The following is a 12,984-nucleotide window of genomic DNA, read 5'->3' as shown; positions in this document are numbered from 1 at the left end:
GTAACAGGAGGGGTAAATGGAATGGATATGAAAAAGATGATTGAAATGATAGAAGCAACAAAAGTGACTAAAGAAGAATTATCAATTTCTACTTTACATCAAGAGCTTGTGAAGTTATATAGTCAAAAAAATGTTGCTCATTATACCGAGTTATTAAAGTATATTTTATCATTATCCGTGCAGTTCAACCTACATCTTGTATTGAAATATTTTGGCGTGCGACCAGTTGTTGCGACAGATGAGCGTATGCAATTTCAAGAGATATTTAAATGCTTAGCTAAGAAAGATGAGAATGGGGAATGGTTTCTAAATTTTGTTTCTTTATATGTAGGGCTAATTGTAGTTCTTCGTTTTGATGAGAAAGTGATTGAGAGCAATTTTTTTGATGATATGGTAGTGGATGAATGTAATGAAATATAGGATTCTGCTCATAACATTTTTCTATATTAAATGCTTTAACTGCGATTTTAGTTGGTTATGTAAATATGAAGGTAACTAATTAAGAAAAAGGAATGAAACTAGTTGGATAAAAAGAGTTCTTCAGTTGTTTCCGTCGTTTTTTGGTGTTACTATTAATCGAATTTTTCATAAGGAGAGAAAGCGATGAAATGGATTTATTTTCTTATTATTAACATTATAGCTTTTAGCCTTATGGGGCTTGATAAACGAAAAGCGAAGAAGAAACAGTGGAGAACGCCAGAAAGTACGTTGTTTTTATCAGCAGCAGCTGGGGGAGCAGTTGGAGCTTGGATTGGCATGTATATGTTTCATCATAAAACTCATAAAAAGAAATTTGTTTTCGGCATACCGTTACTTGTTGTAATAACGGTATGTTTATTATTCGTTGTATGAGAAATGTCGAAAGAAATGCAGATTGATTATTGGTAAAGTGAGCATGTGAGACCGTATAATGGAGAAAAAATGAGAAGAGGAGAAAAAGGAAGATGGGGAGTCAATCAGCAGAGCAAAAAAAAGGGATACTATATGCGGCTGGTGCTTATACGATGTGGGGAATACTACCAATCTATTGGAAATGGGTTGAGGAAGTTCCAGCAGATGAAATATTAGCACACCGCATCGTTTGGGCGTTTGTTTTTATGTTACTCGTATTAGGTGTTACGAAGAGGTTTCGCCAGTTTATTGGGGAATTTGTGAATCTTTTTAAACGACCTAAATTATTAATGTCATTAACAATAGCTTCAGTCTTGATTAGTGGAAACTGGTTTGTTTACATATGGGCCGTTAATCATAATCATGTTATTGAAGCGAGTCTTGGCTATTATATTAATCCGCTTATTAGTATTTTACTTGGTACAGTCGTTTTAAAGGAAAAGTTAAACTTTTGGCAATATGTTGCAGTTGGTTTAGCTGGAGTGGGGGTTATCATTTTAACAGTACGTTTCGGATCTATTCCGTGGGTTTCTCTTTCACTTGCCTTTTCATTTGGATTATATGGATTAACGAAAAAATTGTTAAACTATGATGCGACAATTGGACTTACGATGGAAACGATGTTAGTGACGCCGTTTGCGATTATTTATCTAGTAATGACAGGAGTACATGGTTTCGGCTCATTTGGCTCTATCTCAATGTTATCGACATTACTATTAATAGGAGCGGGTATTGTTACAGCTCTACCACTTTTTTATTTTGCAAAAGGAGCCCAACTTATTCCGCTTTATATGGTAGGTTTTTTACAATATATTGCACCAACAATTAGCTTAATTTTAGGTGTATTCGTATTTGGTGAACATTTCACATCTACTCATATGATTGCATTTTTCTGTATATGGGTTGCATTATTTGTATTCTCGGTAGCGAAGACTAAGTTTTTAGTGCAGAAACAACCGAAATTTATAAAAAATAAATCAGCAAAAGTATCATAATGCGTAGTATTTTCTACGCATTTTTCTTTATACTGATACTATATAGGATTTCCATTATAGCTAGTAAGGAGCTGAGAACATGGAAACAATTTTACATAATGATCCGCTTATGGCAGCTGTAATTTCATGGTTTTTAGCACAATTAACGAAAGTAGTCTTTAAATTAGTTAAAACAGGTGAATTTGATTTTGCAAAGTTTTTTGCTTCAGGTGGGATGCCAAGTTCTCATGCTTCAACAGTTACAGCGCTTGCTACAGGAGTTGGAGTAGTGGAAGGTGTGGAAAGCTCGATGTTTGCGGTTGCTACTATTTTTGCCATTATTGTTATGTATGATGCTTCAGGAGTAAGGCTTGCAGTAAGTAAACAAGCAAAAATATTGAATGACTTTTTTCACGGTAGAGAAACAGAATATAAGAAGTTAAATGAACTTGTTGGGCATACACCGTATGAGGTAGTAGTCGGTGCTTTATTAGGAATTATTGTCGGAGTAGGGTATTGTTTATGAGCAGAACATTTTATATGTTCTGCTTTTCTTTGTTTTTATACATATTCAGCTACCTTTTTGAATATCGTTATACGGATTTCGAAAGGGTGGGTGAGTAACTTGTTATTATATGAAAAAGTGCATGAAGAAATAGCGAGAAGAACAACTGCACTTCAAACAATGCAACGGCAAGATGGTACGTGGCGGTTTTGTTTTGAAGGAGCTCCATTAACAGATTGCCATATGATTTTTTTATTAAAATTATTAGGTAGAGATAAAGAGATAGAACCGTTTGTGAAAAGATTAGCATCACTTCAAACAAATGAAGGAACATGGAAATTGTATGAAGATGAGGTGGGAGGTAATTTATCAGCTACCATTCAATCTTATGCCGCCTTACTTGCATCGGAAAAATATACAAAAGAAGATGCGAATATGAAGCGAGCGGAAATGTTTATAAATGAGCGCGGTGGGGTAGCACGTGCTCATTTTATGACGAAGTTTTTATTAGCGATTCATGGAGAATATGAATATCCTTCTCTTTTTCATTTGCCAACACCAATTATGTTTCTGCAGAATGATTCCCCTCTCAGTATATTTGAATTGAGTAGCTCAGCACGTATTCATTTAATTCCAATGATGTTGTGTTTAAATAAAAGGTTTCGAGTAGGGAAAAAGTTATTGCCAAATTTAAATCACATTGCAGGCGGGGGCGGAGAATGGTTTCGAGAGGATCGGTCTCCAGTTTTTCAAACGTTAGTAAGTGACGTGAAGAAAATTATAACGTATCCACTTTCTTTGCATCATAAAGGATATGAGGAAGTAGAACGTTTTATGAAAGAGCGTATTGATGAAAATGGAACATTATATAGCTACGCAACTGCCTCGTTTTATATGATTTATGCTTTACTTGCATTAGGACATTCTATTCAATCACCAATTATTAAGAAGGCTATAATGGGAATTACATCTTATATATGGAAGATGGAGAGAGGGACCCATTTGCAAAACTCTCCATCAACTATATGGGATACAGCTTTACTCAGTTATGCTTTGCAAGAAGCTCAAGTTCCGAAAGCAAGTAAAGTGATTCACAATGCATCAGCATATTTACTAAGAAAACAGCAAACGAAGAAAGTAGATTGGAGTGTACATGCACCGGATCTCTTCCCGGGTGGTTGGGGCTTTTCGGATGTGAATACGACGATTCCAGATATTGATGATACAACTGCTGTGTTAAGAGCATTGGCGCGAAGTAGAGGGAACGAAAATGTAGATAATGCTTGGAAGCGAGCGGTTAATTGGGTTAAAGGATTGCAAAATAATGATGGTGGTTGGGGAGCTTTTGAAAAAGGGGTAACGAGCCGTATATTAGCAAATTTACCAATCGAAAATGCAAGTGATATGATTACAGATCCTTCTACACCAGATATTACAGGGAGAGTGCTAGAGTTTTTCGGGACGTATGCACAAAACGAATTGCCTGAGAAACAAAAACAAAGTGCGATAAATTGGTTAATGAATGCACAAGAGGAAAATGGGTCGTGGTATGGGAAATGGGGAATTTGTTATATATATGGTACGTGGGCAGTGTTGACTGGTTTACGGTCACTAGGAATACCATCTAGCGATCCATCATTGAAACGAGCAGCTTTATGGCTTGAACATATACAGCATGAAGATGGTGGCTGGGGAGAATCTTGCCACAGTAGTGTGGAGAAAAGGTTCGTTACTTTACCATTTAGTACACCATCCCAAACAGCATGGGCTTTAGATGCCCTCATTTCTTACTATGATAAAGAAGCGCCAGTTATTCGAAAAGGTATTTCATATTTGCTCTCCAACCCTTATATAAATGAAAAATATCCTACTGGAACAGGTTTACCAGGTGGGTTTTATATTCGTTATCATAGTTATGCTCATATATATCCGTTGCTTACTTTGGCTCATTATGCAAAAAAATATAGAAAATAAACCGAGAGATGTCTCTCGGTTTATTTTGTTGGGTAGTAGGTCCCTTTTGAAAAGAATAAGGTTGTGATGTACCTTATTTTTCGGTTGATTGGCGCTTTTGACGTGCATCAGCGGCATTTGCACGTGCGTTTGCTTCTAAGTCATTGTGGTCAGCGAGTTCGCGAGAGAACTCAACATCAATGCCATCAGTTGCTTTGCTTTGTTTGAAATTTTTTTTGTTCATTCGACACAATCTCCTTGCACTTTATCCCGCATAACGGGTAGTAAAACTCCCACCTTAAAACTCAGATGGAACAAAGAAGCTAGGTGGGAGATTAACTGTCCGTAAATGCCCGATTGGTGAGGGCTGATAATCAGTGGGGGATGAACAAACTTCCCACTGATTAAAGTTTCACTTTATGCGACGTTGCAAAGTTAGTTTGACACAAATAGACTTTTTTATACAAAGAGGAATTGAAAAGCAAAAAGCCGAAATATACAGTATAAGTAATAGAAATGGGGGATAGGAATGGAGTTTTTAAATGGGAAAACAGCTGTTGTAACAGGAGCTGCACAGGGAATTGGAAAAGAGATTGCAAGGGTTTATGCAAAACTAGGGGCGAAAGTATTAATTAGCGATGTAAATGAAGAGAATCTACAAAAAACGACACGTGAGTTATCAGATGAAGGATATGAAGTGTGCTCATATCGATGTGATGTGAGTAATCAAAATGAAGCGAAGTCGTTAATTGAATATGCGGTTCAAAAATTCGGTACATTACATATTTTGGTGAATAACGCCGGAATTACAAGAGACGCAATGTTACATAAAATGGAGAAGTCTGCTTGGGAACAAGTATTACAAGTGAACTTAACTGGTGTTTTTTATTGTATGCAACCAGCGCTTCTTTACATGAGACAACAAGGGTATGGACGCATTATTAATATATCTTCAATTAGTAGAGAAGGAAACATAGGTCAAGCAAATTATGCGGCTACAAAGGCAGGAGTTGTCGGTTTAACGAAAACAGCAGCGAAAGAAGTTGGAAGCTTCGGTATTACTTGTAATGCGATTTGTCCGGGTTTTATGGATACAGATATGACAAAAACGATACCAGATAAAGTGAAAGAAAAGATGGTTGGTGCTATTCCAGTTGGTAGAATTGGAACGCCAGAAGATATTGCGAACGCAGCAGCTTTTTTAGCATCAGAATACGCATCTTATATTACAGGTGAAGTATTAAATGTGAGCGGAGGACTGCAAGTTTAAAGGAATACATAATGAAAAGAACCTGACCGGATAGGTCAGGTTCTTTCTCATTAATTTAAGTTAAGCCAAACGCTCTTTACTTCTGTATAGTTATTTAATGCATAAGATCCCATTTCACGGCCAAGACCAGATTGTTTAAATCCTCCAAATGGAGATGCTGCATCAAACACGTTATAACAGTTTACCCACACTGTACCTGCACGTACTTTACTTGCAACATAGTGTGCTGTTTTAACATTTTCTGTCCACACACCAGCCGCTAAGCCGAATTGTGATTTATTTGCACGTTCAATTACTTCATCAATATCGTTAAATGGTATTGCAGAAATAACTGGACCGAAAATTTCTTCTTTTGCGATCGTCATTTCATCATTTACGTCAGCGAATACTGTAGGAGAAACGAAGTAGCCTTGATCGAATGGATTACTTCCTCCGCAAAGTACTTCAGCGCCTTCTTCAATCCCTTTTTCAATGTAGCCCATTACACGTTTTTGTTGTTCTTCAGAAACGAGAGGACCAATTGTTGTTTCAGGGTTAAGACCGACACCTTGATTTAGTTTTTTAGAATAGAGGACGAGATCAGCCATAACATTATCATACATTTTCTTCGGAACAAATAAGCGTGATCCAGCAGAGCATACTTGTCCTTGGTTAAACATAACACCAGAAAGTGCACCAGGAATCGCGCGAGATAAATCAGCATCCGGCAAGATGATATTTGGTGATTTACCGCCTAACTCAAGTGTAACGCGTTTTAATGATTCGGATGCTTGTCGCATAATTTGTTTACCGACAGGAGTAGAACCGGTAAATGCAATTTTATCAACGAGTGGATGATTAACGAGAGCTTGTCCAGCTGATTCACCGAATCCAGGTACGATATTAATAACACCTTTCGGGAATCCAGCTTCTTCAATTAATTCAGCTAAGTATAAAGCAGATAGTGGAGTTTGTTCTGCAGGTTTTAAAACGATTGTACATCCTGTAGCAAGCGCTGCTCCCATTTTCCACATTGCCATAAGAAGCGGGAAGTTCCAAGGAATAATTTGACCAACGACACCAACAGCTTCATGGCGTGTATAGTTAAAGTAATCACCGGAAACAGGAATTGTTTGACCAACGATTTTCGTAGCCCAGCCAGCGTAATAGCGCATATGCTCAATTGCAAGTGGGATGTCTGCTGCCATTGTTTCACGGATTGGCTTTCCGTTATCTAATGTTTCGAGCTGTGCAAGCTCTTCTTTATGTTCTTCCATTAAATCAGCTAACTTGTACATGAGACGGCTTCGCTCAGCAGTGCTCATACGAGACCAAGGACCTTCGTCAAAAGCCATACGAGCTGCGACTACAGCTTTATGAATATCTTCGCGACCAGCTTCAGAAACGACGGCAAGTGTTTCGCCAGTTGCTGGGTTAGGTGTTTTAAATGTTTTACCGGAAGCGCTTTCAATGAAAGATCCATTCACATATAACTTTTTTGTACCTTGAAGAAACTTCTCTACCTTTTCATGAAGATTTACAGCTAGTTGACTCATTGTATAACCCCCTTGAAAATATAATGTAAACGCAGTACGAGACGGCGCTTATTCCGAAATCAAGGATGTGGAAACTAGGTGGAAAGCCTCTAATTAAAATCATAATTAAGAAATACTGAAAATTCAAATTTCATTTGTGTTACAATTGTAAAAAATATGTAATGTAAGAGAAGCTTCTATATGATTATAAAAAATCCTGCTTGTTTTTGCTTTCTAGTAGGAAAAACTAGAAGAACAATGGTACAATAATACATCGTGAGAGGAGGGGTAAAAATGAAAGATTATCATGATGATCCACGCTTTCGAATAGCCCATAGAGAAGCGTTAATTGGTCTTGGACTTGCTATTATTAATTTTATAATTTGGTATGGATTTGCTTATGGGCTTGGTAGTAAAAATCCGAATGAATATACATATGTATTAGGCTTTCCCGCATGGTTTTTTTATAGCTGTATCGTTGGATTTATCGTTATGGTTATTTTACTTAGTTTAGTTGTTCGTTTTGTATTTCAAGATATTTCACTCGATGAGGAAGAAAAAAGTGAGGAATAATAGATGAATTGGTATGTAATCATTCCAATGATAATTTCGTTTATCGTTGTATTTTTAATTGGTGTATATGCTTCAAGACGCGTGCAAGCAACTGCTCATAATAAATTTTTGCAAGAATATTTTCTTGGTGGGCGTGAGCTAGGCGGTTTATTATTAGCGATGACAATGATTGCTACGTACGGTAGTGCAAGTAGCTTTATTGGTGGCCCTGGTATTGCTTACAATATGGGTCTTGGATGGGTACTGTTATCTGCGATTCAAGTTGTAACAGGGTATATCGTTTTAACGGTTATCGGTAAAAAGTTTGCAATTATCGCTAGGAAGATGGAAGCAATTACTCTTATCGATTATTTAAAAGGGAGATACAATAATAAAGCAGTTGTTATACTTTCTGCGTTATGTATTATTATCTTTTTATTTTCAGCGACAGTAGCCCAGTGGGTCGGTGGTGGACGATTAATCGAGTCACTAACGGGGCTATCGTATACAACAGCACTATTTTTATTTACTTTTTCTGTACTTGTGTACGTATTAATTGGTGGATTTCGTGCAGTTGCTCTATCAGATACATTATTAGGAATCATTATGTTAGTTGGAACAACAATCATTTTAATTGCTACTGTCATTGCTGGTGGTGGAATTGAAAAGATTATGCAGGAACTTGTTCAAATTAATCCAAAGTTAATTACACCATTCGGAGCAGATGGCAGTTTAACGAAATCATATGTTACATCATTTTGGATTTTAATTGGAATTGGCGTTGTTGGTTTGCCGCAAATTAGCGTGCGTGCCATGTCTTATAAAAATTCAAAAGCGATGCATCAAGCGTTAATAATTGGGACGATTGTTGTAGGTACAATTATGATCGGTATGCATTTAACGGGTGTATTTGCAAGAGTAGTACTTCCAGGTATAACGGTACCAGATAAAGTAATGCCGCTACTTGCGATGGAAGTGTTGCCACCTTGGTTAGCTGGAGTTTTCTTAGCTGCACCGATGGCAGCGATTATGTCTACAGTAAATTCTTTATTATTACTTGTAAGCTCGTCAATTATTAAAGATATATACGTAAATTACATAAATAAAGATGCAGCAGACAGTACGATAAAAAAAGGAAGTTTGTGGATTACTGGTATTGTAGGACTACTCGTTTATGCAGCGGCAATTAAACCACCAGATTTTTTAATATGGCTAAATTTATTTTCTTTCGGTGGATTAGAAGCTGCATTCATTTGGCCAATCGTATTAGGGTTATATTGGAGGAAAGGAAATGCTACAGGAGCGCTTGCGTCTATTTTAGTTGGGGTAGGCTCATATATGTGTATTCATCTTTTCTATCCAAATCCGTTCGGTATACATACAGTTGTCTTCCCGATTTGTTTTGCGTTTATCGCTTACATCATTGGAAGTATGAGTGCTGTAAAAAAAACAGTATAGGTTAGCTGAAGAACGTAGTCCTTATAAGACTGCGTTTTTTTGTGTGAATTTGTTCATTTTTTATTCTGTATATCCACGGTTATTCATAAATTAATAACAACTGAGGGGATGGAGTTGAGGTCGATGAAAAAAGTATTATTTTTAGGAGACCCAGGAATTGATGACTCTTTAGCAATTATGTATGGATTGTTGCATCCTGATATTGATATTGTTGGTGTAGTTACAGGATATGGAAATGTAACGCAAGAAAAGGCGACAAGTAATGCGGCATATTTATTACAGTTAGCAGGTAGGGAAGATATACCTGTTATTAATGGTGCGAAAATCCCTTTATCTGGAGATATTACAACGTATTATCCAGAAATTCATGGGGCGGAAGGTTTAGGACCAATTCGACCACCGAAAAATCTTTCTCCAAATATAAAGCCTTTTTGTGAGTTTTTTGACATTCTTGAAAAATATAAAGGAGAATTAATAATAGTCGATGCTGGTAGATCAACAACATTAGCGACAGCATTTATTTTAGAAAAGCCAATGATGAAGTATGTAAAAGAATATTATATAATGGGGGGTGCTTTCTTAATGCCAGGCAATGTTACACCAGTCGCAGAGGCGAATTTTCATGGTGATCCGATTGCGTCGCAATTAGTCATGCAAAATGCCAAGAATGTGACACTGGTGCCGCTCAATGTTACATCTGAAGCTATTATTACGCCAGAAATGGTAAAGTATATTACGAAACATTCTAAAACAAGTTTTAATAAATTAATTGAACCGATTTTTACGTATTATTATAAAGCTTATAGAAAATTAAATCCGAAAATAAAAGGAAGTCCAGTACATGACGTCGTTACAATGATGGTTGCCGCAAATCCTTCAATATTGGATTATGTGTATCGCCGTGTCGATGTAGATACAGTGGGAATAGCAAAAGGAGAAAGTATTGCAGATTTCCGTCCTCAACCTGATGCAAAAGCATTAAAAAATTGGGTGCGAATTGGTTGGTCATTACATTATAAAAAATTCCTTGAGGATTTTGTGAAAATCATGACGTAGACATAATAGGAGTATACAAGTTAAAATAATGGAGATGGTTATTTAAATAACCATCTCCATTATTTTGTTTTTTAAAGATAGAGAGAAGAGTTACACAATAGGAGAGGAATTTTACTTGAAAAAAACTATAGTATGCGCAGTGGTTGTGGGTATTTTCGTTTTGCTAATATCGGGTAACTTTTTAGTGAAAAAAGTGTGGAGTTCAAATAATGATGATGCACAGTATATTGCATCTTTTATTGAAGAACATAAAGATGAAAAAAATAGTGCGCTTCTAGTAAAGAGAAATGATAAAGTTGTTTATTCTGTAAACCCAAATGTTGTATTGCCAGTTGCTAGTACGATGAAATTAATTGTGGCGCTTGAATATACGAAACAAGTTACTGAAGGGAAAATTGATTCTTCTAGTTTCGTGTCGATTAATGATGTGAATCGTTATTATGTGCCGAATACAGATGGTGGTGCACAAGATAGATGGCAAAAGTATTTGGAGAAGACGGGCAAGATAACTGAAGGAGCGGTTTCTTTAGAAGAAGTGGCAAAAGGAATGGTTAAGTTTAGTTCGAATGCAAATGCTGAATACTTAATGGAATTGTTAGGATTAGATAACATCAATCGAAATTTACAAAGTTTATCACTTCCTGCACATCAACCACTATTTCCAATCGTTTCATCTTTGTATATCCCGGGATATTTGCATAAAGAATTACATGTTCCAAAATATAAAATAGAGAAAAAGTTAAAAGAAATGTCTCAAAAGCAATATCGTGAATATGCGATGATTATTCATGAACGCTTAAAGAAGAAGGGACCATTATTACAGAAGGAAATTCCGCTTTATTTAGAGGAACGTTACGACAAAATTTGGTCAGATAGATTACCAGCAGCTTCTGCAAATGATTATATGGTATTACTTCAAAAGGCAAACCATAAAGGTGGCTTGACAGAGGCTGAAGAAAAAGTGTGGGCAAATATCGTTGAAACAGACATGAGTGCCAAGAAATACCGTAAAACATTCAGACATGCGGGGCAAAAGAATGGTTACACACCATGGACGGTTACAAAAGCAGTTTATGCTATGGATAAACGTGGAAACTGTACAGAAATTGTGTTTTTGGCGAATAATTTAAATGAAGACGATAGTGCAGAAATACGGAAGCATTTAGCAAACTTGCATTTCCAAGTGTTGCAAAGTGATAACTATGATGCGACTTTTATTAAATAAACTCGGTGCAGAGAGCACCGAGTTTATTTTTATGTACAAGCACTTTTTTTCTATCTCTGGGTATGATGGGTAGTAATACTTAGGTGAGAGGGGAAAAGGTGATGAAACAAAGTAAAGAAGAGTTTATAAAGAGTGAAGGCGCTGATTTCCCTGGGAAAACATATGTGGATTGTGTATTACAACATGTATTTGATTTTCAACGAAATTACTTATTGAAAGATATGTTTCAAGTGCATAAAGCACATATTACGATGCTGACGGAAGAAAATTTAATGAAAAAGGAAGAAGCTAAAGTTATATTACACGCATTAAAAAAGGTAGAGGGAATTCCAGAAGAGCAATTGCTCTATACAGAGCAGCATGAAGATCTCTTTTTTTTAGTCGAACATTTAATTTCTCAAGAAGCGAAATGCGATTTTGTAAGTAATATGCATATTGGTAGAAGTAGAAATGATATGGGCGTAACGATGTATCGCATGAGTTTAAGGCGATATGTATTACGATTAATAGAACATCATTTGTTATTGCAAGAAAGTGTACTGCAACTTGCTGCTGATCATAAGGAAACGATCATGCCAGCTTATACACATACACAACCAGCACAGCCAACAACATTTGGTCATTATATGTTAGCAATTTATGATACGATGCAAAGAGATTTAGAACGAATGAAAAAAACGTACCAGCTTTTAAATCAGTCTCCAATGGGGGCGGCTGCACTCTCTACAACAAGTTTCCCGATTAAACGAGAACGAGTTGCTCATCTACTTGGATTTACAAATGTAATTGAGAACTCATATGATGCTGTTGCTGGAGCGGATTATTTATTAGAAGTTAGCTCGCTACTTATGGTAATGATGACGAATACGAGTAGATGGATTCATGACTTTTTGTTGTTAGCAACGAAAGAATATGACGGTATTACTGTTGCAAAGTCATATGTACAAATCAGTAGTATTATGCCGCAAAAACGAAACCCGGTTTCAATTGAACATGCTCGTGCAATTACGAGTAGTGCTTTAGGAGAAGCATTTACAGTATTTCAAATGATTCATAATACACCATTTGGCGATATTGTCGATACGGAAGATGACTTGCAGCCATATTTATATAAAGGGATTGAAAAGGCAATTCGTGTTTTTTGTATGATGAATGCAGTGATCCGAACGATGAAAGTAGAAGAAGAAACGTTAAAAAGTCGTTCCTATAAACATGCAATAACGATAACGGATTTCGCCGATGTTTTAACAAAAAACTATGAAATTCCATTTCGGCATGCTCATCATGCAGCAAGTGCTATTGCAAATATGTCATTGGAGCAGAAAAAAGAACTACATGAATTACACTTCAAAGAGGTAAATATGTACTTGCAAGAACATTTTAAAATAAATTTATTAGAAAAAGAATGGAAAGAAATTATATCGCCAGAAGCTTTTATTCAAAAAAGAAATGTATACGGTGGACCGAGTAAAAAAGAGATGGAGCGCATGATCAAAAATCGAAAAGAGTCATTTCAAAAAGAAGAAGATGTATTTGAAAAGGAAAAACAGAGAATTTTACAAGCTGAAAATACTTTGAATACATTA

General features: G+C 36.3%; 13 protein-coding genes. 11 read left to right on the top strand and 2 right to left on the bottom strand.

Annotated features, from left to right (window positions below; all coding sequences use genetic code 11):
- Positions 1-21: 21 nt before the first annotated feature.
- The 5 genes from ACQGS6_RS15305 (at position 22) to ACQGS6_RS15285 (ending at position 4,344) form a co-directional block, all read left to right on the top strand.
- The gene (locus ACQGS6_RS15305) at positions 22-420 is read left to right on the top strand and encodes a hypothetical protein (RefSeq protein ID WP_000367287.1); all 399 of its coding nucleotides are present in this window, start codon (positions 22-24) and stop codon (positions 418-420) included.
- A gap of 183 nt (positions 421-603) precedes the next feature.
- Positions 604-852, top strand: coding sequence for a DUF1294 domain-containing protein (locus ACQGS6_RS15300; RefSeq protein ID WP_000871346.1), 249 nt, complete (start codon positions 604-606; stop codon positions 850-852).
- A 92-nt stretch (positions 853-944) separates the two neighbouring features.
- Positions 945-1,886 carry an EamA family transporter RarD gene (rarD, locus tag ACQGS6_RS15295; protein WP_000535538.1) on the top strand — a complete coding sequence of 314 codons (942 nt, stop codon included), beginning with the start codon at positions 945-947 and terminating at the stop codon, positions 1,884-1,886.
- A gap of 79 nt (positions 1,887-1,965) precedes the next feature.
- Entirely contained in the window at positions 1,966-2,391 is a 426-nt protein-coding gene (locus ACQGS6_RS15290; RefSeq protein WP_000447820.1) for a divergent PAP2 family protein, read from the top strand.
- A 99-nt stretch (positions 2,392-2,490) separates the two neighbouring features.
- Positions 2,491-4,344 carry a terpene cyclase/mutase family protein gene (locus ACQGS6_RS15285; RefSeq protein ID WP_000928153.1) on the top strand — a complete coding sequence of 618 codons (1,854 nt, stop codon included), beginning with the start codon at positions 2,491-2,493 and terminating at the stop codon, positions 4,342-4,344.
- A 73-nt stretch (positions 4,345-4,417) separates the two neighbouring features.
- Here the strand turns inward: ACQGS6_RS15285 and ACQGS6_RS15280 are convergent, their stop codons facing one another.
- Positions 4,418-4,567: a YfhD family protein gene (locus tag ACQGS6_RS15280; RefSeq protein WP_001035815.1), complete on the bottom strand. Its 150-nt coding sequence runs from the start codon at positions 4,565-4,567 to the stop codon at positions 4,418-4,420.
- Positions 4,568-4,852: 285 nt separating this feature from the next.
- On the opposite strand from ACQGS6_RS15280, the gene fabG reads away from it, so the two are divergent.
- Positions 4,853-5,593, top strand: a complete 741-nt coding sequence (gene fabG / locus ACQGS6_RS15275; protein WP_000395038.1) for a 3-oxoacyl-ACP reductase FabG — start codon at positions 4,853-4,855, stop codon at positions 5,591-5,593.
- 50 nt (positions 5,594-5,643) lie between these two features.
- On the opposite strand, the gene dhaS is transcribed toward fabG, so the two are convergent.
- The gene (dhaS, locus tag ACQGS6_RS15270) at positions 5,644-7,128 is read right to left on the bottom strand and encodes an aldehyde dehydrogenase DhaS (RefSeq protein ID WP_000080279.1); all 1,485 of its coding nucleotides are present in this window, start codon (positions 7,126-7,128) and stop codon (positions 5,644-5,646) included.
- 273 nt (positions 7,129-7,401) lie between these two features.
- Between dhaS and ACQGS6_RS15265 the strand changes: the two genes are divergently transcribed.
- The 5 genes from ACQGS6_RS15265 to argH all read left to right on the top strand — a co-directional run.
- A complete protein-coding gene (locus ACQGS6_RS15265; protein WP_000656239.1) occupies positions 7,402-7,680 on the top strand; it encodes a YhdT family protein in 279 nt (92 codons plus the stop codon).
- A gap of 3 nt (positions 7,681-7,683) precedes the next feature.
- Positions 7,684-9,117, top strand: coding sequence for a sodium/pantothenate symporter (panF, locus tag ACQGS6_RS15260; protein WP_001104815.1), 1,434 nt, complete (start codon positions 7,684-7,686; stop codon positions 9,115-9,117).
- Between the two features lie 108 nt (positions 9,118-9,225).
- Positions 9,226-10,173, top strand: coding sequence for a nucleoside hydrolase (locus tag ACQGS6_RS15255; protein WP_080451403.1), 948 nt, complete (start codon positions 9,226-9,228; stop codon positions 10,171-10,173).
- 115 nt (positions 10,174-10,288) lie between these two features.
- Positions 10,289-11,398 carry a serine hydrolase gene (locus ACQGS6_RS15250; protein WP_326318654.1) on the top strand — a complete coding sequence of 370 codons (1,110 nt, stop codon included), beginning with the start codon at positions 10,289-10,291 and terminating at the stop codon, positions 11,396-11,398.
- Positions 11,399-11,499: 101 nt separating this feature from the next.
- Positions 11,500-12,984: argininosuccinate lyase (gene argH / locus ACQGS6_RS15245; RefSeq protein WP_426965276.1), on the top strand; the 1,485-nt coding region annotated here is incomplete at its 3' end.

The organism is Bacillus sp. GMs2/2, from assembly GCF_050172095.1.
Taxonomy (GTDB): Bacteria; Bacillota; Bacilli; order Bacillales; family Bacillaceae_G; genus Bacillus_A; species Bacillus_A cereus.
This window is presented reverse-complemented; position numbering and strand designations above follow the sequence as displayed.

Coding starts and splice junctions, on each gene's coding strand:
- rarD (WP_000535538.1), top strand. CDS start 945: ATGGGGAGTCAATCAGCAGAGCAAAAAAAAGGGATACTATATGCGGCT.
- panF (WP_001104815.1), top strand. CDS start 7,684: ATGAATTGGTATGTAATCATTCCAATGATAATTTCGTTTATCGTTGTA.
- fabG (WP_000395038.1), top strand. CDS start 4,853: ATGGAGTTTTTAAATGGGAAAACAGCTGTTGTAACAGGAGCTGCACAG.
- ACQGS6_RS15280 (WP_001035815.1), bottom strand. CDS start 4,567: ATGAACAAAAAAAATTTCAAACAAAGCAAAGCAACTGATGGCATTGAT.
- dhaS (WP_000080279.1), bottom strand. CDS start 7,128: ATGAGTCAACTAGCTGTAAATCTTCATGAAAAGGTAGAGAAGTTTCTT.
- ACQGS6_RS15290 (WP_000447820.1), top strand. CDS start 1,966: ATGGAAACAATTTTACATAATGATCCGCTTATGGCAGCTGTAATTTCA.
- ACQGS6_RS15265 (WP_000656239.1), top strand. CDS start 7,402: ATGAAAGATTATCATGATGATCCACGCTTTCGAATAGCCCATAGAGAA.
- ACQGS6_RS15300 (WP_000871346.1), top strand. CDS start 604: ATGAAATGGATTTATTTTCTTATTATTAACATTATAGCTTTTAGCCTT.
- ACQGS6_RS15255 (WP_080451403.1), top strand. CDS start 9,226: ATGGAGTTGAGGTCGATGAAAAAAGTATTATTTTTAGGAGACCCAGGA.
- ACQGS6_RS15305 (WP_000367287.1), top strand. CDS start 22: ATGGATATGAAAAAGATGATTGAAATGATAGAAGCAACAAAAGTGACT.